Genomic DNA, 26,710 nt, shown 5'->3' with positions numbered 1-26,710 from the left:
ATTTTTAGGATCGCTTGGCGCTATATTTGCCATAGCTTCACCGCGAAATTGGCCAATATTATGCCAGAATTTAACCAGTTTGTCTTTGCTAAATCGACGCGCAGGCCAGTAAAACCAAAGGCTTAGCGGGTTTTATTCAAGTTAAATGAATAAATATATATTCCCTTGCAGTATTATGTAAAGAATATTTTATTCTTTGTTAAGCCATCGTAAAAATAAACGCTGCAGTAATTATGCGCGGTTGAGAAGGTTTTGCAGAGATTCTTGGTGGGTTGTCGATAACGCCCGGAATTTCAGGCCGATCAAATACTCATCACTGGACATACGGCGATTGATAATGATTCGAGCCGGATATTGCAAAGGCTCTGAATCATCGCTTTCGTCATTGTCAGCGACGATGGAAACGGTTAATTCCTGAGGGATAGAGCAATAGCGCTTTATTGCATCGGTAACATATTGAGGAACTGCCAGTTGCATACCCGAAAGGGACACATTTAAACTGTTGGCCTTATACAATTCGTCACTACCAGGAAGTTTTAGCTTAACTGGTAATTGCATGATATATCTTGGATGAAAACGTCTTTCTACGACCATTTTAAAACCCTGAACTGGAAATTTTTCCAGAATTAGAACTAATTCAAGCAGTTAGCAATTGCTGGAGTCAGGGGGGAGTCTCCAAGACTGGGGGGATCTTTTAACGGTTGCTAAGCGTTGAAATAAATCTTTCAAACTAATTGGTAAATATAGACCCACACTAGCCCAGAGCCGTGGTCAAAGTCAATAATCACTAACTTAATTAGCGGTTAATACCAATCACACGAAGTTTGTGCACAACTCAGAGTTAGGGCAGAGGTTCAGTTACAACATAGATTTTATTGATATAGTCATTCTATATTCATGAAATATAGGGCCGTAAATGGGCCTTAAGATAAACTCCCTACGGGTGAGTTTTAAAGGCGTTTGTGCTGCATTACTGATTTTGGCTAATTTTGAAAATGGAATAACCATTCTCTGCAATCAAAGCCTTGTCTAAAAGCCTTTAAATTCTCACGGAGTGAGCAATATTTTAATGTGATTGGTATAAGAAATTTTTAATTAGCGCCAGGCCCTGTTCGGTTAATACCGACTCCGGATGAAACTGAACACCGAAAACGGGGAGCGATTTATGCTCAATCCCCATAATTTCCTCAATCTGGCCATCGTCTGATTCAATCCAGGCAGTAACTTGCAAGGCATCAGGCAGGTTATCCGGATCGACGATAAGCGAATGATAACGAGTGACGGTCAATGGATTATTTAGATCTTTGAACAGTCCCTGCTGATTGTGAGCGACGGTCGATGTTTTTCCATGCATGACTTTTACCGCACGTTTTACCTTACCGCCATAACATTGGGCGATAGATTGATGTCCAAGGCAAACACCTAATAAAGGGATCTTACCGGCAAAGGTGCGAATAATTTCCAGTGTCAGACCGGCACCATCAGGATCTCCCGGACCAGGCGAGATGACGATATAGTCGGGTTTCATGGTGTGTATCTGGGTAATCGAAATTTCATCATTACGAATTGTGATGACCTCTTCCCCTAGTTGGCGAAAATAATGAACCAGGTTAAAAGTAAAAGAATCGTAATTGTCGATCATTAACAGCATGGTGGATTTCGGTACCTGATGAAACTGGCGGCGATTATTTCATTTGCACAGGATAAACTCAATTTTCGAGCTCGATTTTTCAAAACAAAGGCGGTTGGCTGGAGAGGATTTCAACCTGATCGCCAATATTGATGTGTCCTGAATTTAACGGAATAAGGTTTTGGCCAAAATAAATCTGCCCATCATCGCCGCACCGGTATTGATTAAGCGTTGCTAATGGCTCTTTGGTTTCACTGCGTTTGCCAGTTATTGGGTCGACGGTAGTAAACACGCATCGCGAGCATGGCTTGCTCACTAAAAATTCGACATCACCAATTCGAATTTTATGCCAGGTATCCTCTGCATAAGGACTGCATCTGTCGACAACGATATTTGGTCGAAACTGTTCCATTACGATAGGTTGTGTGGCGCGTTGATTCAGATCGCGCAATGACGCCTGCGACAATAAAAGAATCGGGTAGCCATCGGCAAAACTTACTGGGTGGGTGGTATCGGTAACGTGGCGCACCGAATTGGGTCCAAAATAATACAGTCTGCAATCTACGCCCAGGTATTGAGACAACCATTTGTCAGCCGATTCGGAGCAGTGTTGACCTTTAAATTTATCATTCCAAACCTGTACCTGATCGTAGGTATCGGTAAAATCCAGATGTTGTAAAACCAACCTGCCCATACCGGGAGCTTCAAGCAGAATGCCATTGGCATGCAGATGCGTTTCTATCAGCACCATTTTCGCTTTGCTGCGGCCGGTAATAAATTTACCCTGGGTATCGGTAACCAGAAAATGACGATCAAACGCTAATCCGCACTCTTGCACATTACTGTGCTCAATACGAACGCCTTTCGCGGATTTTATCGGATAAACAAAAAGATCTCTTACAAAGCTACGCATATTCAGGTCCAATTTAGGTGGCCTTTAAAATTATATTCAAAAACAGCGAAATTAACTAACCTTATAATTAATCATGTAATTTATTTATGTAATGACGCTTAAGGCGTATAATTTCGCCTTCTCTTTGTCCCGCTGTTATGGCTGCCATTAATGTCTGAATCCACAAATATTGAAACTCGGTCAGCAGCACCTATAAATCTGCTGACATTGATTAGTTTGTTGGCTGCAATTGTCGCAATCACGCCTCTTGCTATCGATCTTTATTTACCAGCCATGTTACTGATCGCCAAGCAGCTAGGGACAACAATGGCCAGCGTACAAAATACCTTGAGTATCTATCTTGCTGGTTACGCTCTAGGTCTGTTGCTGTTTGGACCGCTTGCGGATATGTTTGGCCGTCGACGACTGGTTATGATCGGATTAACCGGGTTTGTCGTTTGTTGCTTATTATTACCACTGCAGACCTCTATCGAAGGATTTATGGCGCTGCGAGCGGTGCAGGCTTTTTTAGGTAGTGCCGCCACCGTGGTCGTACCCGGCACCATTCGTCAGTTTTATGGCAAAGATACTGCTAAGGGCATGTCCTATGTCAGCATGATCATGATGTTTGCGCCGATGCTGGCACCGACAATAGGTAGTTTTATTCTGGTATTTGGCAGCTGGCAGTGGATGTTTTATCTATTGGCCATTTATGGCATCGCCTTGATCTTTTTCGCTGCCCGCTATTTACCTGAGATGTCGAGTACCACCGATGCCGCAAATTTTAGCCAGTTCTTAAAGAATTACTACATTGTATTGGGCGATAAGCAGGCTCGAAAGAATGTTGCCAGCAGCATGTTGGCAGCCTTTGCCTTCTTTTGTTATCTCACTGCTATCCCCAGTGTTTACCTGGATGTGTACCAAACCTCTGAGTTTTTATTTAGTTTTCTTTTCGCCCTGAACGTACTGGCGTTAATGCTGGCGCAGTTTATTAATACCCGGCTGGTGGGCCGCAGAGGTTCGTTGTGGATATTAAAACGAGCAATAATTCTCGGAATTGTTTTTGCCGCAGCTCTGTTTACCGCCAATTGGTTATACCTGCCTTTACTATATACGGTTTTAACCCTGCTGCCTTTAATGAGCTGTCTGTCTTTAATTGCGGTGAGCGCTGACTCATTAATATTGATCCGCTTTAGTGAGCAAACCGGCACGGCCACAGCTGTTATCGGAACCGCTAAATTTGGTATTGGTTCTCTGGCTGGACCGATATTGGCATTATTTGCAACCAATACCGCCGTCCCTTTTACGTTGCTGATGCTGCTGGCGGTTGTGTTTATTGCCGTCATCCAGCTGCCATCAATTGCTCGTAATGCGACCGGGTAATACTTCTTAAATTTATCAATTGGCTTTTATTTTCATATCTGACCAATTGTAAAAGCGGTTCTCGTTGCTCTATTGGGAGCTTTTACTTTTCCTAAGCCTTGGAAGTTCGAAATTCATATCCGTTACATGGCCATTTAATTAACTTTGTTACAATGGCTCTTTTTATTATATTTAATGTGAACAAATGGTAAGTTTACTTTAATTCCTATCTTAATTGCATAAAATTACGTTTTATTTACATTCTGTACATTTTTGCCTCTTCAGTATTAGTTAATGTCTGACGGGGCAATAAACAGTTAACGGCATATGAGGTAGTTTTTCTTAACCCACATTCGGGTATTGGCCGATGTCATGAGTTTCATGTAGAAAATCCACACTGTAATAAATTATGTTGAGATTATTTATTTAGGTCATTGATAAATAGGTATATATTTCGTTTTTCTTGGTTCGTACAAGCATCCAGGAAACTTCAAATCAAACCCGTAGTGGTCATCAGTTGTATATTTTAGCCCTGATTTAGGCTGCCGATAACAAATTGTTTACGAATGATCAAACGTTAACAACAAATTCCCTCCAATCTGGTAACAGACAGTACCTTTTATTTCGCTATAGTAAGAAAACTTTTGGTTTTAGGTTGTTTATTAATCTCCTGTGTTAAACAAATGTAACATTGATATTAATAATTAGTTTAAAGCTCTAAAATAACAACTATTGAAATTGAGCAAGCGAAGAAAAGAAATTTCCCGCTTATAAATTCATCACTCGAAGGCGACTTCGGGTATCGAACCTGGGTTCGATTATTTTCCTCGGTACGTCATCGAGGATCGGGTCACCCCAATAAAATGCGCAGCCATAAACGGTAGCCAGGGTTGACTCGGTAGTTTTTAGGAGGTCTTAGGACATGTTGTTCGAAAAAACACTACTAAATAAACAAATCGTTAAAGTACTATCTGGCGCAGTATTAATGGGTGCGGTAGCCGCCCCAGCTTCTGCTAATTACCAACTTCCTGATGAGGTTGGCGAAGGTGAGATTATTATCGTACCTAAAGCAGGTTTATCAGATGCAGATTTGCAAAACATCCTTGAAAAGCATGACGCTGAAGTCGATGTAGCGCCTCAAAAGGCACGTGGTGCCAAACAAATGAAGCAGGCTTTACGTGCGAATTTGGTAAAGGTTCCTAAGAAAAAGCGCGATAAAATAGCTAAAGAATTGAATGCTAACCCGCATATTGAATATGCCGAGGTTAACCGATTGGTTGAATTAGAATCGATCACTGCCAATGACCCTAAGCAGTCATGGCACTTAAAGAAAATGAATCTTCCTGAAGCCTGGACTAAGTCAAAAGGTAATGGTGTTGTTGTTGCGGTACTTGATACTGGTGTAAACAAGAACCACGAAGATTTAAAAGCTAACCTATTACCGGGTTACAACGTTGTTAGTAAAAATACTGACGTTACTGACTCAAATGGTCACGGTACTAAAGTTGCTGGTGTTGTCGCAGCGGTAAGTAACAACAACAAAGGTGTTACATCTATCGCCTGGGATGCGAAAGTACTACCGGTTAAGATTTCTAACCGTAGTGATGGTGTTGCATCTCTGTTTGATATCGCTCGTGCGTTAACCTGGGCTGCCGATAATGGTGCTGATATTGCAAACGTAAGTTACATGATCTCAGATAGTTCAACGGTTAAAGGTGCAGCTAAGTATTTCCATGACAAGGGTGGCTTGGTTGTTGCGGCAGCGGGTAACCAGGGTAAGAGCCTGACCTGTACTGATAATCCATATGTGATTACGGTTGGCGCGACTACCTCAAGTGACGGTAAAGCAAGCTTTTCAAACTATGGTAAATGTCTTGACGTTTCAGCCCCAGGTCAGGGTCTGGCAACGACGACAAAAAGTGGCTACGGTAGTGGTACTGGTACCTCTTTCGCAGCCCCGGCTACGGCAGGTGTGTTAGCTCTGTTGAAAGCTGCTAACCCGAAAATGAGTAACAAGGAGCTTGAAAGCTTGTTGGAAAACAATGCGGATAACTCAATGTTCTCAGGTAGCTACAGTACTAAGTTTGGTTATGGTCGAATTGATGCGGCTGCGGCATTACGTGATAGCGTATATGTACCAGACCCTGAGCCGGAACTTGATCAGACTGCGCCAGAAGTGAGTATCACTTCTCCTAAGCAGGATAGCGAAGTTAAAGGTTTGTTTAGCGTAAACGTTAACGCTACCGATAATGAGGCTGTGAAAAAGGTAGAGCTATACTTTGCTGGTCAGCGTATTGGTGCTGATTTTAGTTCACCTTATTCATTTAGTGTGGATTCTAAAACGGTGGCTGATGGTGAACATGCATTAACCGCTATCGCTACTGATACGGCAGGTAATGTTACAGAAACTTCGAACCACTATGTAATGGTTAAAAATGCAGAGATCGAGGTAACGCCGGATCCAGAACCTGAAGTACCAGGTGATGGTAACGCACCAACGGTGAGCTTTCTTTCACCTGACGTGACGGTAACTCAGAGTCAGCAACTAAACGTTAAGATTGATGCGAAGGATTCTGATGGTATTGAAAAAGTAGAGTTATATTTCCGTGGTCGTTTGGTGAAAACATTAACATCATCACCATATAGCCATACGATTAATATCTCGAAAATGGGTGCAGGTTATAAAACACTGCAGGCTATCGCTTACGATACCAAAGGTAATTCAACTGCGACTGAAGTGTTCAATGTAATGGTAGATAATACCGCTCCTGAACCAGAGCTTCCTACTGAACCAGAAGTACCGACGGAGCCGGAAGTACCAACTGAACCAGAAGTTCCAACGGAGCCAGAAGTACCAACGGATCCAGAAGTACCGGGTGTTGATACTGAAGCACCTTATGTACAAATAATGAGTCCGTCGGCTGGTAGTAAAAACGGTGGTGTTCTGAATGTTGATGTAGATGCACAGGATAACGTAGCGGTAACTAAAGTTGAGCTTTACTTCCGTGGCCGTAAGGTACAAACCAAAGAGGCATACCCGTTTGAGTTTAGTATTAACATTTCTAAACTGGGTGAAGGTGAAAAAACACTACGCGCTGTTGCTTATGATGCCGCAGGTAACGTAGCAGATACAGGTGACCATAAAATCTATGTAGACAATTCGATTGATGGTACTGAACCAGGTGAACCAACGGAACCAGAAGTTCCTACTGAACCTGAAGTTCCAACGGAGCCAGAAGTTCCGACTGAACCTGAAGTACCAACTGTGCCAGATGATGGCGTGAATCCAACGGTAGAAATCTTATCTCCGTATGCTGATTCAACTCATAGTGGTGAATTGTTTATCGATGTAATGGCTGAAGATAGCGACGGTATTGAAAAAGTAGAAATCTACTTCCGTGGCCGCCTGGTGAAGACAAAAACTGAATATCCGTATACCCATACGATTAATATTTCAAAATTGTCTGACGGTGCGAAAACTCTGAAAGCTGTCGCTTATGACAAACAGGGTAACGTTACTGAAACACCTGAAATGACAATTCGCACTGAACGCTAATCAGAGCGAAAATTGAAAAAGCCCCGAAAGGGGCTTTTTTGTGTCTGGACGGAAGTTGGAAGCTCCAACTTCCTTGGGACGTATCGCAAGCGATACTTCGAGAACGCGACGGAAAACGTCGCTTCGGGTACGTGGCAGAAAAAGCCACTTCGGGTACACAATCAGAGATTGTTCCGAGTACGCGACATAAAACGTCGCTTCGAGTGAGGTAAGCTTCGCTGGTGGAAGGTGGAAGGTTTTGGCCAGGGATTGGCCTATATGCCGAAAATGCAGGAGCAATTTTCGGTGGAAGAAAAAGCAAAAACCCTTGAGTCATTCCCTGCCACGACAGGGAATCTTGGCCAAGCTTGTATAACCGAATTGTGCCACAAGCGGGAGTTGGAACTCCCTGATTACGTATCGTAAACGATACTCCGAGTTACCGACATGGATGTTGGTACGCAGAATTTGTCTGGAACTGAAATTCTGTGCCCGTGACGGAAAACGTCACTTCGGGTACACAATCAAAGATTGTTCCGGGTACGCGACACAAAACGTCGCTTCGAGTGAGGTAAGCTTCGCTGGTGGAAGGTGGAAGGTGGAAGTAAAAACCCTTGCGTCATTCCCTGCCACGACAGGGAATCTTGGCTTGGGCCGAATGACTCTTCAGTGCCACAAGCGGGAGTTAAAACTCCCTGAGTACGTATCGTAAACGATACTCCGAGCACGTGACGTAAAACGTCGCTTCGGGTACACGATCATAGATTGTTCCGGGTACGCGACACAAAACGTCGCTTCGAGTTAAAAACAAAAAGCCTTGCGTCATTCCCTGATACTACAGGGAATCTTGGCTTGGGCCGAATGACTCTTCAGTGCCACAAGCGGGAGTTAAAACTCCCTGAGTACGTATCGCAAACGATACTCCGGGTACGTGGCAGAAAATGCCACTCCGAGCACACAATCAAAGATTGTTCCGGGTACGCGACAAAAAACGTCGCTTCGAGTGAAAAGCAAAAACCTTGAGTCAATAGCTGAAGTTACCACTTTCTTTAGAAGAGGACTGCGTCGGTTTTGGCCATGGATGGCTTATATGCAGAAAATGCAGGAGCAATTTTCTGTGAGGACGCTGTCGAAAAGGTTTAAATTCGTCTTTGCGGCGTAGGCCGTAATCTCGTTTTTCGGGATGGTATTTCAAAGTGGCTGAACGATTTAATGAGTGTGTTGCGTCCATCGGTTGAACTCACAGCTCTCAACGGCCGTTGGCCGCTTATTTAAATTACATCATTGAGCTGACTGAAACAACGTGCTGTCCCTTTGATTCAGATCGCTTCCCATGCCGGACCTTTTTTGATTGCGAATCATAATGTTTAGAAATGCTAGAAGCCCCAAATTTCAGGGTAACCTAAAGTTAACTATAAGGCTCTATTCTTAAGGTTTTTCTGTGCAAAGCGGTGCGATATTTTCTTCATCGAGGCGCTATCGCTACGTGTTATGGCGGCAATGAACCTATCATCCTGTTTATTGGCCTGAATCCATCGGCAGCGGACGAGAAGCGCAATGATCCCACCATTACTAGATGCATTAATATCGCCAAAGATTGGGGGTATGGAGGGGTATTGATGACGAACCTGTTTGCCTATTGCGCAGTTAGGCCTAGCGAGATGAAAGCGGCCAAAAAGCCAATTGGCGAATACAATGACTATTGGCTTCAGCACTACATTTCCAAGGCGCATAGAACTTTGTTGGCATAGGGCAGTGATGGGGAGTATTTAACTCGCGATAAAGAGGTGTTGGCGTTGATAAACTAGCCTTATTGTCTGGCAAAAAAACAAAACGGGCAGCCTAGTCACCCCTTGTACTTGAAAAAGAATTTAATACCAATCCCATTAAATTATTGCTCACTCAGTGAGAATTTAAAGGCTTTTAGACAAGGCTTTAATTGCAGAGAATGGTTATTCCATTGTCAAAATCAGTGGTATAAAACTGAGATTGTACAATTAGCTACGCACCGAAACGATTTACTTAGCGTCCTGTTGCTCGGCATTAAGCTCGCTTTGCTTAATGCGCCACTGTTGCAGTTCTTTATAGTAAAAATCCCATACGCACGGATCGCATACACCACTTTCGCAGCATTCGCCGTCGCCTGGAGGGGTAGGTTTTTCTAATTGAATTGGATTGTTATCTGTCATTTCTAAATGTTATTGGCGGCTTTGATGTTGTCATCGCCGGGCCAATGGAATTCTATTAACGCTTGGCGCGAGTGTATCATAGCTAGTAGGATTTTTGCTCGCCCAGATAAAAGAAAACCCTGCAAAGCAGGGTTTTCATTACAAAGTCTTAACGTTATTTACGTCGAAAGCGTTCGATATCCGCTTTATTCGATATCTGCGAGTTTCTTCTCGAGATAATGAATATTAGCGCCACCACGGGCAAAGCCAACATCGTTCATGATGTCTTCCTGCAAAGTGATGTTAGTCTTGATGCCATCGATAACGATTTCATTCAACGCATTCTTCATGCGGGCGATTGCCACTTCACGACTTTCACCATAAGTGATCAATTTACCAATCATCGAATCGTAATGAGGTGGTACAGAGTAATCTGTGTAGACATGAGAATCCCAACGCACACCTAAACCACCTGGTGGGTGGAAACGCGTCACTTTACCCGGTGAAGGGATAAAGGTGCGCGGGTCTTCCGCGTTAATACGACATTCAATGGCGTGGCCCTGAACTTTGATGTCTTCCTGCTTGATGGTAAGTTTTTGACCGCTGGCAATACGTAATTGCTCTTTGATCAAATCCACACCAGTGATCATCTCAGTAACCGGATGCTCAACCTGAATACGGGTGTTCATCTCGATAAAGTAGAATTCACCGTTTTCGTATAGGAATTCAAAAGTACCGGCTCCGCGATAATTAATCTCGATACAGGCATTACAACAACGAGCACCAATTTCAGCTCGTAGCTCTTCAGAAATTCCCGGCGCTGGCGCTTCTTCCACAACTTTCTGGTGACGGCGCTGCATTGAACAGTCACGCTCACCTAAGTGGATAGCATTACCCTGACCATCGGCCAGGACCTGAATTTCAACGTGACGAGGGTTTTCCAGGAATTTCTCCATGTAAACCATGTCATTGTTAAATGCTGCACGGGCTTCTGCCTGAGTTAGCTGAATAGCTTCCAGAAGGTCAGATTCTTCACGGACAACACGCATACCGCGACCACCGCCACCACCAGAAGCTTTGATGATTACCGGGTAACCAATACGACGACCATGGGCAAGGTTTAGCTCATTATCATCGGTAAGAGGGCCGTCTGAACCAGGTACACAAGGAACGCCTGCTTCTTTCATCGCTTGAATCGCAGAAACTTTATCACCCATAAGGCGGATAGAGTCTGCTAAAGGACCAATAAAGCTGAAGCCTGAATCTTCTACCTGCTCAGCAAAATCAGCATTTTCCGCAAGGAAACCATAACCTGGATGAATACCATCGGCATTGGTGACTTCCGCAGCGGTGATAATACGTGGAATGTTTAAGTAACTTTCCGTTGCCGCTGGCTTACCTATACAAATGGTTTCGTCAGCCAATAAAACGTGTTTCAGGTTTTTGTCGGCAGTGGAATGCACGGCAACGGTTTCGATACCCAGTTCTTTACATGCTCGCAATATACGCAGAGCAATTTCGCCTCGGTTGGCGATAACTACTTTTTTCAACATGGAATCAGTCTTCCTTTGCCTGCTTATTCAATGACGAATAATGGTTGGTCGAACTCAATAGTATCTTCGTTTTTCGCCAGGATTTGCTTGATAACGCCTGACTTATCCGCTTCGATTTGGTTCATCATTTTCATCGCTTCAACGATACATAGGGTATCGCCAGCGTTAACGTGCTGACCAACTTCAACAAAATCTGGTGCGTCTGGAGATGGCGCACCGTAGAAAGTGCCAACCATAGGTGAACGTACAACGTGACCGCTCAGCTCTGCGCTTGCTGGCGCTGCTTCTGCTGCTGGAGCCGCAGGTGCTGCCGGAGCTGCTGGCGCAGGTGCTGCAACATAGGTTTGTGGCACAGCGACCGAGCTTGCACGGCTAATACGTACAGACTCTTCACCTTCGGAAATTTCTAACTCGCTGATACCTGATTCTTCAACAAGTTCGATCAATTTTTTAATTTTACGAATATCCATTACAGTACCTTAACTCTCTTTATTTATTCTGTGCTAACAATTGTGCGGCGGCGCCAAGCGCCATGGCGTATCCTTGGGGGCCAAATCCACAAATTACCCCTTCGGCAATATCCGAAAGGTAGGAATGATGTCTAAATGGTTCGCGACTATGAATATTGGATAAGTGCACTTCATAAAACGGTACATCAATACTAAGCAGGGCATCTCTTATTGCCACACTGGTGTGGGTATATGCCGCTGGATTAATGATGATAAAATCCGCTTGCTGATAGGCTTGATGAATACGTTCAATCAGTTCGTGTTCCGCATTCGATTGAAAATGATTCAGCTCAATATTCAGTTTTTCAGCATCCGCTGTCAGAGATTCAATGATATCGTTTAAGGTTTGTGAGCCGTAAATTTCCGGCTGACGTAACCCAAGACGATTTAAATTGGGACCATTGATTACAAGCACATTATGTTTTGCTGTCATTATTCTCTAACTTCCTGAAATTCAAAGCTCTTCGTTGAGCTTACCTAGCCTTTACTGCCATTCAACATTAAAAATGACGAAAAAACCATCAGAATTTGCAATTAATTGCACATTATAGAGAGTTCGAAGAATATAGCACCAAAATACTGGTCTAATCACCGACGTTCGCGGGAAATTCGCCTTTGATTTCGGGGGGTTGGCTGCGGTTGGGAAGGTTCGGGAAAATCCGAAAACGGCCATCAAAATGACCGTTTTCGAGGAATATGGCTACGTTTAATTGAAAATTTCGTTGATGTGCTTGGAGAACTCGTCAGCACCCATAAAGCCCGTTACCCGGTTTTTATCCAGTTCTTTACCCGATTCATCAAAGAACAGAATCGAAGGCAGGCCAAAGACATCATATTCTTCCATAAATGCCAGGCTTTCCGGTTTGCCCAAGTCGGTTAGGTCCGCTTGTAGCATTACTGTATTGTGCAAGGCTTTTTGCACCGAGGCTTCTGGGAAAGTGTATTTCTCAAATTCCTTACAGGCGATACACCAGTCGGCATATAAATCCAACATTACCGTTTGGCCATTGGCATTGGCCTTAGCAATCTCAATGTTTAGCTCTTCAATCGTTGCCACTTTCACAAACTCTTGGTGCGCTGCTGCCTGCTGATGTTGGGTGGTATCAAACAGCGTTTGAAAAGCCAGTTGACCACCGGCAAACATCATCAGGAATATGACAAGTGAACGTAAACCATAACCAAAGGTACCCGGCGATTTGCGATTATCGTTATTAACCACGTAGAAGTATGTGGCACTACCTAATAGCAATAACGCCCAAAGCAGGTTGGTAATGTTCTCTGGGATCATCCGCTCTAACAGGAAGATAGGAACGGCTAGTAGTAATAAACCGAAGACCGTCTTGATGACATTCATCCAGTTGCCGGCTTTTGGCAGTAACTTACCACCAGAACTGCCCAGTACCAGCAGTGGCAGACCCATACCCATACTCAGGGCATATAAAGCCGTTGCACCAAGCACGATATCACCGGATTGGGCGATATAAATTAAAATACCGGTAAGCGGAGCGGTAGTGCAAGGAGATGCCACTAACCCTGAAATTGCACCCATGATAAATACCGATACTAGTGAGCCACCTTTTTGTGAGCTGCTCAGCTGATTCAATTTTTGCTGCCAGGATGACGGCATTGACAGGTTGAACACGCCAAACATTGAAAGCGCTAAAACGATGAACAGAATGCTCAACCCGATAAGGATGGCAGGGTGTTGGAATGCCGCCTGGAACTGAGCACCGGCAAGGGCAACGACAACACCGAGAATGGTATAGGTAATTGCCATACCCTGAACATACGCCATGGAAAGCGAGAACGCTTTGCCCGTGGATAGCTTATCGCCCTGACCAACAATAATACCGGTTAAAATCGGATACATCGGGAATACACATGGCGTGAACGATAGTAAGATACCTAAGCCAAAGAAAGTCAGGAGGATCAAAGCCAGGCTCTCACTGGTAAGTAAAGAGGCTAGTTCAAATTGTTCACTGTCGGAAGAAGCAGTGCCTTGAGGTGCTGCATCTGAGTCATTGCTCGCTGCACCATTATCAGCGCTGTCGGCACCGATAGCACCTAAAATCGCAGCACTGTTATTATCATCTGATTGCTCGCCAACGGCAGATAAATAGATAACCTTTTTCGTCGGTGGGTAACACAGGCCTTTTTCAGCGCAACCCTGATAGGTTAACTCAATACTGCTATCGTTACTTGCTTCATCAACCGGGATATTGAATTTCAGTTTCTTGTAGTAAACCTGCTGGACACCAAAAAATTCATCCTCGTGCTCGACCCCTTCCGGAAGTGTTGGCAGTTGAAATTTGGCATTGTCACTTTTGAAAACTAATTTTTCTTTGTAGAGGTAGTAGCCTTCGGCAATGTTGAAATAAACCTCAACATCCTTGCCTTGTTGATTGAAATCAAATTGAAAAGCCTGATCAACTTTTAAAAATTCATCCTGATTAGAGAATAGGGAGTCCATCGACGTGTCGAATGGAGACTGTTGTGCCTGTACTGATGTGCCGATGACACATAAGAGCAATACAAATAATTGAAGGAAAGCGCGCATTATTGTTTTATCACCGTTGAATCTATCCAGCTTAAATATTCCTCATTGCCTTGCTGAATATTCAGGGCAATGATTTCTGCCACATCGTAAGGATGCAGGGCAATGATTTTTTGTTCCAGTGCTGAAAACCGTTCGCACCTTGATTTAATTATCATCAGCACTTCCTGATCCTGCTGCCGTTCTCCCTGCCATTGGTAAATGGAGGTTATCGATTCCTGAATGTTTACACAGGCGGCAAGTTGCTCATCAACCAGGGCATTAGCTATGGTGATGGCACTGCTTTTATCGGGGCAGGTACACAGAATCACTTGATGCATGCAGTCACTAGAGTTTCGTTTCATCATGGCTATAGTTTATCCCAGAAGAAACTTGGTTGAAATAGACCAGAAAACCCCCATATATGTTTCACATCGAAAATAAATTGTTTTCACAGACATGTTTAGAATCTTATTTTTACTTTTTATCGCTGTCCCAATTTTAGAAATCATGGTGCTTATCAATGTGGGCGGCGTACTTGGTGCTCTGCCAACCATCTGTCTGGTCATTATTACTGCTTGGTTAGGCGCAACCCTGGTAAAGCAGCAAGGAGTAGCGACGATGCAGTCGATGCAGGAAAAAATGGCTAGCGGCCAGATGCCATCCGATGAAATTATTGCCTCCGTACTATTGCTGGTCGCTGGTGTTACCTTGTTAACGCCAGGCTTTATTACCGATACCTTTGGCCTGTTGTTATTATGGCCGGTTTCGAGGCAATGGATTGTCAATAAAGTAAAACCGTATATCGTTGCAAAACAAGGGCAGAGTTTTGGCTTTGGTCAGGGCTTTCAATCCTACCATCAATCGTCTTCAGGGTTTAAACAGGATCCTTTTTCAAATCAATCGTTCGATCAAGAACCTTTCGATAAGCAAACTAAACCCAGAGAACCTTCGGCATTGGAAGGTGAGTTTGAACGCAAAGACTGACCGCCTATAATCAAGGGCAAAATTTTTAAAAAAATCGGGGATTTTTTTAACTTTCACCTTGAGAGTTAATTTTTCATCCCCATTTGAAACTTAAACATCTTTTTATTTAATTATTAAAAACCAAATCAGGAGAGATTAATGAGCATTCGTCCTCTACATGACCGTGTGATCATCAAACGCCAGGAAGTTGAATCAAAATCAGCTGGCGGCATCGTGTTAACTGGCAGTGCCGCAGAAAAATCTACTCGCGGTGAAGTTATCGCTGTAGGTAATGGCCGCATTCTGGAAAATGGCGAAGTTCGTGCCCTTGACGTTAAGGTTGGCGACAAAGTGATCTTCAACGAAGGCTACGGTGTTAAAACTGAAAAGCTGGACGGCGAAGACGTATTGATTTTGAGTGAAAGCGACATTCTGGCAATCGTTGAGTAATTGCCTACTCGTTTTCAAGCACTGAACAGAATATGAATGCGCGAAACGCGCGACAAATAATTAAAGGAATCAATCATGGCAGCTAAAGACGTATTATTCGGAAATGATGCTCGCGTAAAAATGTTAAATGGTGTCAACATCCTTGCTGACGCTGTAAAAGTTACTCTGGGTCCTAAAGGCCGCAACGTTGTACTGGACAAAAGCTTCGGCGGTCCAACTATCACTAAAGATGGTGTTAGTGTTGCTAAAGAAATCGAACTTGCAGATAAGTTTGAAAACATGGGCGCACAAATGGTTAAAGAAGTTGCTTCTAAAGCCAATGACGAAGCTGGTGACGGTACAACGACTGCAACCGTTCTAGCCCAGGCTATCGTAACTGAAGGTTTGAAGTCTATCGCGGCGGGTATGAACCCAATGGATCTGAAGCGTGGTATTGATCAGGCAGTGATTGCAGCGGTTGAAGAGCTTAAAGGTTTGTCACAAAAATGTGCTGACAACAAAGCTATCGAGCAGGTTGGTACTATCTCAGCGAACTCTGACAAAACCGTTGGTGAAATCATTGCCACGGCAATGGATAAAGTAGGTACTGAGGGTGTTATCACTGTTGAAGAAGGCCAGGCGTTAACTGACGAGCTTGACGTTGTTGAAGGTATGCAGTTCGACCGTGGTTACCTGTCTCCTTACTTCATTAACAACCAGGAAAGTGGTGCAGTTGAACTAGACAACCCATTCATCCTTTTGGTTGACAAAAAAGTTTCAAATATCCGTGAATTGCTAACCACACTAGAAGCGGTAGCAAAAGCGGGTAAGCCACTTCTTATCATCGCTGAAGATGTAGAAGGTGAAGCGCTAGCAACACTCGTTGTTAATAACATGCGCGGTATCGTTAAAGTTGCTGCCGTTAAAGCCCCTGGTTTTGGTGACCGTCGTAAAGCTATGCTTCAGGACATTGCTACTCTAACTGCAGGTACCGTAATCTCTGAAGAAATCGGTATGGAGCTTGAGAAAGCATCATTAGAAGATTTAGGTCAGGCCAAACGTGTTGTTATCTCTAAAGACAACACAACTATCATCGATGGTATCGGTGATGAAGCGGAAATTCAGGCACGTGTTGCACAAATCCGTGGTCAAATCGAAGAATCTACTTCTGATTATGACAAAGAAAAACTTCAGGAACGTCTGGCGAAACTTGCTGGTGGGGTTGCGGTAATCAAAGTTGGTGCAGCTACTGAAGTGGAAATGAAAGAGAAGAAAGCTCGCGTAGAAGATGCATTGCACGCAACTCGCGCTGCGGTTGAAGAAGGTGTTGTTGCCGGCGGTGGCGTTGCTCTTGTTCGTGTTGCTGACAAGATCAAATCTCTTGAAGGTGCAAACGAAGACCAGACTCACGGTATCAATGTAGCGCTTCGCGCAATGGAAGCTCCGCTTCGTCAAATCGTTTCTAACTGTGGTGACGAAGCCTCTGTGGTACTTAACGAAGTACGTAACGGTGAAGGTAACTTCGGTTACAACGCAGGCAACAGTACTTACGGCGATATGTTAGAAATGGGTATTTTGGATCCAACTAAAGTAACCCGTAGCGCGTTACAATTTGCAGCTTCTGTTGCGGGTTTAATGCTAACTACTGAAGCTATGGTTACCGAAGTGAAAGAAGATGCGCCATCTGCGCCAATGCCTGATATGGGCGGCATGGGTGGTATGGGCGGTATGGGTGGCATGATGTAATCCACCTGGATTACCAAGCCCTAAATACTCGCCTCATTTAAGCATTTAATTTGCTTAACACCGAAAATATTAAGGCCAATTCAACATCTGTTGACTTGGCCTTTTTTGTGCCCGTATAAAACGGATCGATTTTCAAAATGACAGGGACTTTGCTGCTTTCTCATCAATCAGCTTAGCATCGTACTCGCCCTCACTATGCTCATTAACCGGATTGATAAACGTTCGCGGATTATCGCTATTCAGTGGAAATCTGGCATTGGGAATGTGGGTGACATTAAAGCGCACCAGATAGGTTTCATCGGCGAGACTATTTAGCCAGTGAATATTGTCCTTATATTCGGAATTGGTGGTGAAACTTCCCGCCGTTAACGTCGTGTCGATAGATTTTTTGATGCGAGCACTTTCCCTTGAAAGTGAGACCTGGTCATAATGGCGAATCGCCACCTTACCTTCTAATACATAAAACCCAGAAACTACACCACTGTGCATGTATGGTGGTATTTGTGCGTATTTATTGAGCCTGACGATATCCAGGCGGATATTTTTATGGCGCACCAGCTTAATAAACCTTTTTTGAATGTTGTTAAAAAAGCCAATGCGATACTGAGTTATATCAAACAAATCCATTTTGTAGTTATCACCGAGTACTTTTTTGTTATGACTGAAATTAATTAATTGTTTAAGCGCTGCATCATCAAATTTTTGATAGAAATCCGCTAGCTCCTTTCTAATATCTTCCTGGGAACATTTGCCTTCGGCGGTCAACAACGCTTGGTTTAATAATTGATTGAAGGGCTTAGAACTGAATCGAAGGTATTGACGATAACCACGAATCAATACGTTTTTGATGTTATTTTTAAAAACTATTTTCACAGCAACCTCTACCTCTAATGCATCCACGACAAAAATCGGCAAGAAGATTAAATTGAATCTTCTAACTTAAGCCTTGTGCAGGGCTGTTTTCTCGTCAACTTTGTAGTAATCAGTTAGTTCGCTTTTCGTTGATTTTTACCTGATAGCAACAGTGTTCAGGACTAGGGCGATTGTGTCGGCATAGGGAAATAAAAAAGCGATGCTTTTGCATCGCTTATTGTGAGGGAGCACGGAGTTCCTGCTACTAATCCGTGCTAATCGCTTAACGCTTGTAGCTTTTCATCGAGAGCAGTGCAATAACGTTTGATTTCCTGTTTAGCCACAATCGGAGTAACGGAATTTCGCGCGAGATTCTTAAAGCGACCATCGGCAATATTAACCACTTTTTGCACGTTATCCGCACCGACTAAATTGGCGAGTAAAACGACGTATTTATCGGTTTCCCGGTTTTTATACATGTCGCTGTGGCTGCTTTCGTGTGCTACATAACAGCGTGAAACCTGCGTGGCCAATTCACTTTTTTGAGTTTCGTTGGTACCTTTCGCCAACGTCACCGGCGAAGCCAGGATTGCCGCAATAACTAGCAGTGTTTTCATTCTGTTCATTGCTGTTCTGTTTTTCACCTGTTTATGATTTAACTTTTTTGTAAAGCTCCTATAAGTCAGGCGCTTAACGGTTATCTTGATTAGAGTTATGAGATTCTTCATGCCTAAGGTTAGTGTCGGGCCTTTACTATGTAAAGGTTTCGTAATTGCCTGTAATGGCGTAAACTTTTTTAATGTGCGCGGGTCATATTTACTGTGATATCACTATAAATATGAATGAATTGAAATTTACGGGAGTCGGTATGAAACGCTTATCATTACTAGTTGCAAGTATTGTCACCTTGTCAGTACCTATGGGTATTGCCAATGCAGGGACCGCAGAAACTGAATGGATTGAGCCTGAGCATTTTACCGATGTGGATCCTGCCAATGAACCCCGCGCCAGATTCCGTGAGCGCGTGTTTGCGCAATTGGAAAAACATTTTCAAAAACGCGCCGATGAACTACCAGCGGATCAAATCCTGAAATTAACATTTACCGATGTCGATTTGGCTGGAAACGTTAAGTATATGGTGGGGCCCGGCGCCAACACCTATCGAGTTGTCGAAGATTTGTATTTTCCAAGGCTGGAATTTAAGTATGAGTTGCTTGATGGCAATAAACAGATGCTAAAAAGCGGCGAAGAAAATATCAAAGATATGAACTTTATGAATCGGGTCCGAAATAACCGCAGCAGTGATTCATTTATTTATGAAAAGAACCTGTTTGACGACTGGTTTTACAGTACCATTAAAACCAAAGATTAAGCCGACTACAGGCGATAAGTCCAGGATATTGTCGCGGCATCAGTATCATTGCCCAGTCGGGTGGTGATACCTTTGTTTAAAATCAGCTTAAGACTGTTGTTCGCATTGAATGAGTATCGATAGGAAATGCCGCCGCGATAATTGCCTTTCTTAATCCCAAAGGGTTCGCCGTTGAGAAAACCATCTCCACCATCAAAATAGTTTAGATCCAGGCCAATCCAGTGTGCTGGGCCAATATCATAGATGAAGTGCACCTGAAAATTGTAAACCGGGTCTTGTGAATACACATTATCGCCAAAGTATTCATCATTATCTTCAAAGAATAATCCGGATATGGCGGCATCAATTTCAAACCTGCCAATCGGAAAACTGCCGCCAATTTCCGTTTCAATCGCCCAACGATTGCTGCCGATATTAAATATTTCATCTTTGTTGTAGTGACCATTGGGTACCGTTACTTGTACGGTAAAACCTATAACAGCTTGCGATTCTTTGGTAAGAAACTGTTTTGGTGATAACGCCGGAGCACCGTAAAAATTGTAATTAAACTTCACTTTGCTATCGGCCATGCCACAAAACTTTTTGGTTCGAAATTCGCCCCTGAATATGGCTTCGCCATCGCCGCAGGCGGTTGCGAACAATACGTCGAACTTGGCAAGTTTATTGTCTAACTCAAAGGTGCGAGCAAATTGTCCTCCCCAGGTGGTTGTCGTTAATTGAAAGTCATCAATCGGTAAATCCGACGAGGTATAGACATCACCGGTGCTGTATATGTAGATGGCTGAGAAAAAGGTTTGATCGACAGGGATATTTAAATAGGAGCGAGGCTCAAGATCCTGCGCCTGAGCCTTGAGAGATAATAATAAGATTAACCAGTACCAATTGCGAAAATGCATTAAGTTTTGTTCCTGCTGTGGTCGAAAACAGGCTTTGGATACTACGTTAGCCCTTGTTGGTGTAATGACTTTCGAATTCGGTCAACACTTTGAAAAGCTGCTCAATTTTTTTAACCAGCTTGATTAATAATGGCTTAGATTTGCTTTGTTGCCAAATTAGCAAATCATCTGCAATTTCTTCGATATAAGGTTGAAAGGTATTTGCTTTACGCTCAAACGGTGAGTCGTTGCTAAAAACTTGACTGAACTTGGCTTTGTCTTCTGCGCGAAGTTGTTGCAAAGCACTATCGGCGACGATGGAGCGCTTCAATAATTGTGAGATATTATCAATAAGTTGTTGTTCAACAGGATCGGCCATGGGTTGCGTTTCACTTGCTTAAATTTGTCGGGATTATACCTGTTCTGTTTTTATTGATCGATTTGAATATTCGCTGAATGATTAATCTTCTGTCGTAATTGGTATCATTGTTTTGTTAGGTTCGCCTGCGATTTCACGAACCAGTTTCGGCATTAAAAATCCTGGGAGATTTGCCATCATCTCCCGGGCAATGGCTCTTGCTAGTTCATCATTTACGTCAAAATGGGCTGCGCCCTGAACAGGGTCAAAGGCGTGCAGGTAATATGGCTGAATACCAATATCAAACAGGTCTTCACTTAACTGACAAAGCACCGCTGCATCGTCGTTTACGTCTTTTAGCAACACGCTTTGATTAAATAGCGGAATGAATGCTTCTCGCAAAGGTTCTATCGCCTCAGTAAAGGTTTGATCAATTTCATTCGGGTGATTGATATGAAACACCATTACCGCCTTTAAACGAGAGTTCGCTAATAGCTCCACTAGTGCCGGGGTAATGCGCTGTGGGATCACCACAGGTAAGCGACTATGAATTCGCAATCGTTTGATGTGATTTATCTCTTCAAGCTGTTTTACCAACCAAGTTAAATGGTCATCGGATGCCATTAACGGGTCGCCGCCACTGAAGATAACTTCCTGAATTTCCGGATGAGCACTAATGTAATCAAGAGCCTTTTGCCAACGGCGTTTGTTTGGGCTGTTGTCTTCGTAGGGAAAATGGCGGCGAAAACAGTACCGGCAATTAACCGCGCATCCAGCTTTGACAATCATCAGTACCCGATTGCGGTATTTGTGCAGTAACCCTTCGGCAACGGTGTCATGCTCCTCTAACGGGTCGGTGCTGTAACCTTGGATCTGCTCAAATTCGAGATCCTGAACCATAACCTGCTTCAATAAGGGGTCATTGATATTACCTTTTTCCATCCGCTTGATGAATGGTCTGGGGACTCGTAAAGGAAATAACTGCCGCGCTGAAAAGTGTTTCTCCTGGTCGCCAATGTCGATATTTAGCATTTGCAGAAGTTGTCTGGTATCGGTAACCACATTGGCTAATTCTTTTTGCCAACAAGCATGTAATTGCGAGTCATTTAGGTGTATTATTTGCGGCATTAATAATCTCTGCTTGGCGTTCTTAGTATTTATCGAACGTTAAGGGATAACTTCTACAAAGCACCGTTTAAAAGAGAACCCTATGGCTAACTTTAGTACAAACGAATTTAAAGCCGGTCTGAAGCTAATGATTGATGGCGAGCCGTGCAACATCCTAGAAAACGAATTAGTAAAACCAGGTAAAGGTCAGGCTTTTAACCGGGTTAAAATCCGTAAACTTATCTCAGGTAAGGTTTTAGAAAAAACTTTCAAGTCCGGAGAGTCAGTTGAAGGCGCCGACGTCATGGAAACAGACTTGGCGTATTTATACAATGACGGTGAATTCTGGCATTTTATGAATAATGACACGTTTGAGCAACTGGCAGCTGACGCAAAAGCGGTTGGTGACAATGAAAAGTGGCTTAAAGAAGGCGATTTGTGTGTATTAACACTGTGGAACGGTAGCCCGATTACGGTAACTCCACCGAACTTTGTTGAGCTGGAAGTGACTGAAACTGACCCTGGCCTGAAAGGTGATACTGCCGGTACTGGTGGTAAGCCAGCAACCCTGGCTACAGGTGCTGTTGTTCGTGTACCGCTATTTATTCAAATTGGTGAGATTGTTAAAGTCGATACCCGTAGCGGCGAATACGTATCCCGCGCTGGTAAGTAACGAGCTTAGCCGAATGTTTTGAAAAGGGAGCTTTGGCTCCCTTTGTTTTTTGGGCAAGGGTTTTTTTGAGGCAATCGCAAATGTGGCAACCATCGGCGACAATTGAAACGCTTCGTGCGCGGGCAAAATTTATCAGTGCCATTCGCCAGTTTTTTGCTGAGCGACAAGTGCTGGAAGTAGAAACGCCAAGTTTAAGTCAGGCAACGGTTACGGATATTCATCTGCAAAGCTTTGCTACAGAGCTCGATGCCGCAGTGAGCTCAAATAACGATAGCTGTGAATTGTTTCTGCAGACCTCGCCGGAATTTGCCATGAAACGTCTGTTGGCGGCCGGCAGCGGAGCAATTTATCAGTTGTGTAAAGCGTTTCGAAATGAGCAACAGGGCAGACATCATAATCCAGAATTTACCATGTTGGAGTGGTACCGACCGGGATTTGATGACAAAGATCTAATGACCGAAATTGATCAACTCATGCAATGCCTTTTAGATACCGAACCTGCCGACAAAATCAGTTACCAGCAGGCCTTTATTGAAACCATTGCCATTGATCCTTTAACGGCTTCGGTAGAAGAATTAAAGCAATTGATCGCAAAGCGAGAGATGCTGGCAGACTGGCTAGTGAAAGAAACCAATAAAGATACCTTGTTGCAGTTTATGTTCTCGCAAATGATAGAGCCGAATATTGGCCAGAATCGTCCTTGCTTCGTTTATCATTTCCCTGCAACCCAGGCCGCGCTTGCCAGGCTTGAACCTACTGATAAACGCGTTGCCAGGCGCTTCGAGTTATATTATCGCAGTATGGAACTGGCCAATGGCTTTGATGAACTAACCGATGTATCAGAACAGCGACAACGCTTTGCAAAGGACAATGAGTTGCGACGTGAAAACGGGTTACCTGAAAAAATTATTGATGAACGTTTTCTAGCCGCGTTAGAAGCCGGTTTGCCGCAGTGTTCCGGCGTTGCCGTTGGCGTCGATCGTTTACTCATGTTGAAGCTTGGAAAACAGCAAATTAGCGATGTTATTAGCTTTGACTTACATCGCTGTTAAACAATTAGGTTACAATATTTAAGTGTGACTTGAGTATTTATGTGATATTATCACTGTTTATTCATTCACCTTTGACTGCAATAAGTCTGGCCTGAGTTGGCTTGACAAATCTATTCGTCAGAACCAGCAAGCAGGACCTAAGTAAGCTTTATGATGTTAGATCGTTTGGGCATAACCGCTACGTCTTTATGCGCATTGCACTGTATCTTTTTGCCAGTATTATTGCCATCCCTGTCATTGCTGGGATTAGGCTTTATCGGCGATCATGAAGCGGAACACTGGTTTTTACTCGCCACCCTGATTCTCGGTTCCATTGCCCTGTTCTCAGGTTTTAAACGTTATCATCGTAAGATATATCCGTTCTATCTGCTGTTTTTGGGCGGCTTTATTTATTGGCACAAGCATAGTGTCGAAGAATCCTTGCAACCTCTGATGGTTATCACCGGCGCAGCGTTATTAGTGGCGGCGCATCTGGTGAATTTGAAGCTGTGTAATAGCTGCCGTACCTGTCAGGAACAGGGCTGCGATTCATAATCAGAGCCGCAGCTTATCCGTGTTACATACCAATCAATTAAACGTTAGTGTAAGTCTTTTAACTTTCTGGTTAAGGTGTTTCTTCCCCAGCCCAGTTTTTTCGCCGCTTCCTGTTTGTGGCCGTGGGTGAAATGCAATGCCCTGTCCAGACAGATGCGTTCAAATTCAGGCAAAGCTTCCGACAAAATATCATTATTTCCCTGACTTAGCTGCTCATCCATCCACAGGGAAAGCTGACTTTGCCAATTACTGGTGCTACTCGCTCCGGCACTGGAAATCGTGGTTAACTCTTCTGGCAAATCGCTTAATAAGATTGCTTTACCCGAAGCCATTACCGTTAAATAGCGGCAGATATTTTCCAGTTGGCGAACATTACCAGGCCAGTCGCATTGCTGCATAAACTTTAATGCCTGGGTATCGATACTTTTACATTCAACGCCCAACTCATCAGCGGCTTTTGACAGGAAGTGCAATGCCAATTGTTCGATATCTTCCTTGCGCTCCTTTAGGCTCGGCAATTGAATGCGTATAACATTAAGACGATGAAATAAATCTTCCCGAAAATCGCCACTGTGAACCAATTCTTCAAGATTTTGATGGGTTGCGGCAATAATGCGAACATCTACCTGGATCGGGCTGTGGCCACCGACCCGATAAAATTGTCCATCGGCAAGTACCCGTAGTAGTCGGGTTTGGATTTCTAGGGGCATATCGCCAATTTCATCTAAGAAAAGCGTGCCACCGTGAGCTTGTTCAAACCGTCCCTGACGAACCGAGTTTGCGCCGGTAAAAGCGCCTTTTTCATGGCCAAATAACTCGGACTCGATCAGATCTTTTGGAATTGCCGCCATATTTAATGGAATAAATGGCGCGTCTTTACGTGGGCTGTGTAAATGCAGGGCATTTGCCACCAGCTCTTTACCGGTGCCGGATTCACCATTGATCAACACACTGATGCTGGAACGAGATAAACGTCCTATCGCCCGAAACACTTCCTGCATTGCCGGTGCTTCACCAATAATGCCCACATCGGTGCCGCGTTGGTTATTCTTGGCTTTTTTCGCTGATTGCTCCTGAGAGTGGGTAAGGGCGCGTTTAATTAGAGCCTGGGCTTCATCAATATCAAACGGTTTTGGTAGGTATTCAAAAGCACCGCCTTGGTAGGCATTTACGGCACTATCCAAGTCGGAGTGGGCAGTCATGATAATGACGGGTATATCAGGGGCTTGCTCATTGATACGATTAAGCAAAGTCATGCCATCCATTTGTGGCATGCGAATATCGGAAATGATGACCTGCGGTTGGCTGATCTCCAGCGCCGTTAGCACGTCGATAGCATTGCTGAACGTAGCGGCAGAGATATTGGCGCCTTTTAAAGCTTTTTCCAGTACCCAGCGAATTGAGCTGTCGTCATCGACTATCCATACTTGTTCTGCGTTCATTAATTAGGTCTCTTTGGTAAAGGCAATATAATTGAAAATTCGGTACGACCAGGATAGCTGTGGCATGCGAGTTTACCATGATGTTGGTGTACCAGAGTTTGCGCAATAGAAAGCCCAAGGCCAGTGCCGTTAGCGCGACCGGATACCATGGGGTAAAAAATCTTATCCTGCAATGCCGGCGGGATCCCGGGGCCGTTATCGATAACCGAGATTTTTATCGCCAGCTTAACCTTTTCCCCATTAATGGTTTGGTTAGTGGCAATCCGGGTTTTTAAGGTGATTTCGCCATTTTCATCCAACACCTGAATGGCATTGCCGATAATATTTAATAGCGTTTGCTGCAGTTTCTCGGGATCAATATCAATGTCAGGTATTGAAGGGTCGTAATCGCGGATAAATTTGATGCCTTTAGCATTATCAAACCTCTTTAATTGATATACGGTTTCCAATACCTGGTGAATATTCATCTGGGTGACATTAGGTAGCTGGTTTGGACCTAACAAGCGATCGACAAGATTAGTCAGGCGATCAGCCTGCTCAATAATTAATGAGGTAAATTCCCGTTGTTCCGGGGTTAACTCCCGATCCAATAATTGCGCGGCACCTCGCAATCCTCCGAGTGGGTTTTTGATTTCATGGGCGAGGCCACGAATCAAATCGCGCGCTGCTTGCCATTGCTGCTCCTGAAACATCTCGGTATTGATTTGTTTCTGCTTATCGATTTGCTTACATTCCAGCAATACCCTGGTTTTGCCATCAATCATGATCACTGAAGCCGATACTTCGAGGGTAATCCGCGAGTTATCAATAAACTCGAGAATAACGTCAGCGTCGGTAAAATCCTGACCGGTACGCACCACTTGTTCAAGTCTTTCGACATCCAAAGAACAGTGGATAAAGCTTTCCACAAATGGTTTGTCTAGTAGGCGGTTTAAACTTTTATTGAATATCGCTTCGGCGGAAGGGTTGAGGTATTTAATTTCCAGGCGATTGTTTAATACCACGACAGCGGTGCCCAGCTGAGACACTAACTGCTGTTGGTAATATCGACGTATGTCTTTTAATTGGGTTGAACTGTGCAATCGCATCTCCGGATGCACCAATATGGTGCGAACTTAGATT

General features: G+C 43.9%; 26 protein-coding genes. 10 read left to right on the top strand and 16 right to left on the bottom strand.

Annotated features, from left to right (window positions below):
* Positions 1-231: 231 nt before the first annotated feature.
* The 3 genes from FNC98_RS14580 to FNC98_RS14570 all read right to left on the bottom strand — a co-directional run bounded on the left by FNC98_RS14580 (position 232) and on the right by FNC98_RS14570 (position 2,543).
* Positions 232-594 (bottom strand): PilZ domain-containing protein, encoded by a 363-nt coding sequence (locus tag FNC98_RS14580; protein ID WP_144035028.1) that lies wholly within the window; start codon positions 592-594, stop codon positions 232-234.
* Between the two features lie 472 nt (positions 595-1,066).
* Positions 1,067-1,651, bottom strand: coding sequence for an anthranilate synthase component II (locus FNC98_RS14575; RefSeq protein WP_144035027.1), 585 nt, complete (start codon positions 1,649-1,651; stop codon positions 1,067-1,069).
* A gap of 79 nt (positions 1,652-1,730) precedes the next feature.
* A complete protein-coding gene (locus FNC98_RS14570) occupies positions 1,731-2,543 on the bottom strand; it encodes an MOSC domain-containing protein (RefSeq protein WP_144035026.1) in 813 nt (270 codons plus the stop codon).
* Positions 2,544-2,693: 150 nt separating this feature from the next.
* Between FNC98_RS14570 and FNC98_RS14565 the strand changes: the two genes are divergently transcribed.
* The 3 genes from FNC98_RS14565 (at position 2,694) to FNC98_RS16860 (ending at position 9,170) form a co-directional block, all read left to right on the top strand.
* Positions 2,694-3,905: a Bcr/CflA family efflux MFS transporter gene (locus tag FNC98_RS14565; protein ID WP_144035025.1), complete on the top strand. Its 1,212-nt coding sequence runs from the start codon at positions 2,694-2,696 to the stop codon at positions 3,903-3,905.
* 901 nt (positions 3,906-4,806) lie between these two features.
* Positions 4,807-7,440 carry an Ig-like domain-containing protein gene (locus FNC98_RS14560; RefSeq protein WP_144035024.1) on the top strand — a complete coding sequence of 878 codons (2,634 nt, stop codon included), beginning with the start codon at positions 4,807-4,809 and terminating at the stop codon, positions 7,438-7,440.
* A 1,430-nt stretch (positions 7,441-8,870) separates the two neighbouring features.
* A complete protein-coding gene (locus FNC98_RS16860; RefSeq protein WP_185968118.1) occupies positions 8,871-9,170 on the top strand; it encodes a DUF1643 domain-containing protein in 300 nt (99 codons plus the stop codon).
* A 267-nt stretch (positions 9,171-9,437) separates the two neighbouring features.
* Here FNC98_RS16860 and FNC98_RS16855 read toward each other — a convergent pair whose 3' ends face one another.
* From FNC98_RS16855 to cutA, 6 genes are all read right to left on the bottom strand, one after another.
* Positions 9,438-9,608, bottom strand: a complete 171-nt coding sequence (locus FNC98_RS16855) for an oxidoreductase-like domain-containing protein (RefSeq protein WP_185967995.1) — start codon at positions 9,606-9,608, stop codon at positions 9,438-9,440.
* 185 nt (positions 9,609-9,793) lie between these two features.
* Positions 9,794-11,140: an acetyl-CoA carboxylase biotin carboxylase subunit gene (gene accC / locus FNC98_RS14550; RefSeq protein WP_144035023.1), complete on the bottom strand. Its 1,347-nt coding sequence runs from the start codon at positions 11,138-11,140 to the stop codon at positions 9,794-9,796.
* Positions 11,141-11,163: 23 nt separating this feature from the next.
* Entirely contained in the window at positions 11,164-11,610 is a 447-nt protein-coding gene (gene accB, locus FNC98_RS14545; protein ID WP_144035022.1) for an acetyl-CoA carboxylase biotin carboxyl carrier protein, read from the bottom strand.
* A 19-nt stretch (positions 11,611-11,629) separates the two neighbouring features.
* A complete protein-coding gene (aroQ, locus tag FNC98_RS14540) occupies positions 11,630-12,082 on the bottom strand; it encodes a type II 3-dehydroquinate dehydratase (RefSeq protein ID WP_144035021.1) in 453 nt (150 codons plus the stop codon).
* A 273-nt stretch (positions 12,083-12,355) separates the two neighbouring features.
* Positions 12,356-14,206: a protein-disulfide reductase DsbD gene (locus FNC98_RS14535; protein WP_144035020.1), complete on the bottom strand. Its 1,851-nt coding sequence runs from the start codon at positions 14,204-14,206 to the stop codon at positions 12,356-12,358.
* Positions 14,206-14,550 (bottom strand): divalent-cation tolerance protein CutA, encoded by a 345-nt coding sequence (gene cutA / locus FNC98_RS14530; RefSeq protein WP_260680369.1) that lies wholly within the window; start codon positions 14,548-14,550, stop codon positions 14,206-14,208. Before cutA ends, FNC98_RS14535 begins: the two co-directional genes overlap by 1 nt.
* 91 nt (positions 14,551-14,641) lie before the next feature.
* On the opposite strand from cutA, the gene FNC98_RS14525 reads away from it, so the two are divergent.
* The 3 genes from FNC98_RS14525 (at position 14,642) to groL (ending at position 17,323) form a co-directional block, all read left to right on the top strand.
* Positions 14,642-15,169: an FxsA family protein gene (locus FNC98_RS14525; protein WP_144035019.1), complete on the top strand. Its 528-nt coding sequence runs from the start codon at positions 14,642-14,644 to the stop codon at positions 15,167-15,169.
* A 138-nt stretch (positions 15,170-15,307) separates the two neighbouring features.
* The gene (locus FNC98_RS14520; protein ID WP_144035018.1) at positions 15,308-15,598 is read left to right on the top strand and encodes a co-chaperone GroES; all 291 of its coding nucleotides are present in this window, start codon (positions 15,308-15,310) and stop codon (positions 15,596-15,598) included.
* A 75-nt stretch (positions 15,599-15,673) separates the two neighbouring features.
* On the top strand, positions 15,674-17,323 hold the full coding sequence (gene groL / locus FNC98_RS14515; RefSeq protein WP_144035017.1) for a chaperonin GroEL: 1,650 nt from the start codon (positions 15,674-15,676) through the stop codon (positions 17,321-17,323).
* Between the two features lie 132 nt (positions 17,324-17,455).
* On the opposite strand, the gene FNC98_RS14510 is transcribed toward groL, so the two are convergent.
* Entirely contained in the window at positions 17,456-18,196 is a 741-nt protein-coding gene (locus tag FNC98_RS14510) for a hypothetical protein (RefSeq protein ID WP_144035016.1), read from the bottom strand.
* Positions 18,197-18,450: 254 nt separating this feature from the next.
* A complete protein-coding gene (locus tag FNC98_RS14505; RefSeq protein WP_144035015.1) occupies positions 18,451-18,801 on the bottom strand; it encodes a hypothetical protein in 351 nt (116 codons plus the stop codon).
* Between the two features lie 242 nt (positions 18,802-19,043).
* On the opposite strand from FNC98_RS14505, the gene FNC98_RS14500 reads away from it, so the two are divergent.
* Positions 19,044-19,547 carry a DUF3016 domain-containing protein gene (locus FNC98_RS14500; RefSeq protein ID WP_185967993.1) on the top strand — a complete coding sequence of 168 codons (504 nt, stop codon included), beginning with the start codon at positions 19,044-19,046 and terminating at the stop codon, positions 19,545-19,547.
* A 5-nt stretch (positions 19,548-19,552) separates the two neighbouring features.
* Here the strand turns inward: FNC98_RS14500 and FNC98_RS14495 are convergent, their stop codons facing one another.
* From FNC98_RS14495 to epmB, 3 genes are all read right to left on the bottom strand, one after another.
* On the bottom strand, positions 19,553-20,443 hold the full coding sequence (locus FNC98_RS14495; RefSeq protein WP_144035013.1) for a transporter: 891 nt from the start codon (positions 20,441-20,443) through the stop codon (positions 19,553-19,555).
* A 46-nt stretch (positions 20,444-20,489) separates the two neighbouring features.
* On the bottom strand, positions 20,490-20,801 hold the full coding sequence (locus FNC98_RS14490) for a hypothetical protein (protein WP_144035012.1): 312 nt from the start codon (positions 20,799-20,801) through the stop codon (positions 20,490-20,492).
* Positions 20,802-20,882: 81 nt separating this feature from the next.
* Entirely contained in the window at positions 20,883-21,908 is a 1,026-nt protein-coding gene (gene epmB / locus FNC98_RS14485) for an EF-P beta-lysylation protein EpmB (protein WP_144035011.1), read from the bottom strand.
* 82 nt (positions 21,909-21,990) lie between these two features.
* Between epmB and efp the strand changes: the two genes are divergently transcribed.
* The 3 genes from efp (at position 21,991) to FNC98_RS14470 (ending at position 24,146) form a co-directional block, all read left to right on the top strand.
* Positions 21,991-22,560, top strand: a complete 570-nt coding sequence (gene efp, locus FNC98_RS14480) for an elongation factor P (protein ID WP_144035010.1) — start codon at positions 21,991-21,993, stop codon at positions 22,558-22,560.
* A gap of 80 nt (positions 22,561-22,640) precedes the next feature.
* Complete coding sequence (gene epmA / locus FNC98_RS14475; RefSeq protein ID WP_144035009.1) at positions 22,641-23,612, top strand: elongation factor P--(R)-beta-lysine ligase; 972 nt, start codon at positions 22,641-22,643, stop codon at positions 23,610-23,612.
* 150 nt (positions 23,613-23,762) lie between these two features.
* Positions 23,763-24,146, top strand: a complete 384-nt coding sequence (locus FNC98_RS14470; protein ID WP_313904107.1) for a MerC domain-containing protein — start codon at positions 23,763-23,765, stop codon at positions 24,144-24,146.
* A 44-nt stretch (positions 24,147-24,190) separates the two neighbouring features.
* Here the strand turns inward: FNC98_RS14470 and glnG are convergent, their stop codons facing one another.
* Together glnG and glnL are read right to left on the bottom strand one after the other, a co-directional pair.
* On the bottom strand, positions 24,191-25,588 hold the full coding sequence (glnG, locus tag FNC98_RS14465) for a nitrogen regulation protein NR(I) (RefSeq protein WP_144035008.1): 1,398 nt from the start codon (positions 25,586-25,588) through the stop codon (positions 24,191-24,193).
* Positions 25,588-26,676, bottom strand: coding sequence for a nitrogen regulation protein NR(II) (glnL, locus tag FNC98_RS14460; protein WP_144035007.1), 1,089 nt, complete (start codon positions 26,674-26,676; stop codon positions 25,588-25,590). Before glnL ends, glnG begins: the two co-directional genes overlap by 1 nt.
* Positions 26,677-26,710: the final 34 nt, after the last annotated feature.

Origin of the sequence: Thalassotalea sp. PS06 (assembly GCF_007197775.1) — a bacterium.
Taxonomy (GTDB): Bacteria; Pseudomonadota; Gammaproteobacteria; order Enterobacterales; family Alteromonadaceae; genus Thalassotalea_A.
The sequence above is the reverse complement of the archived record's forward strand: the minus strand, read 5'-3'. Positions and strand labels throughout refer to the sequence as shown.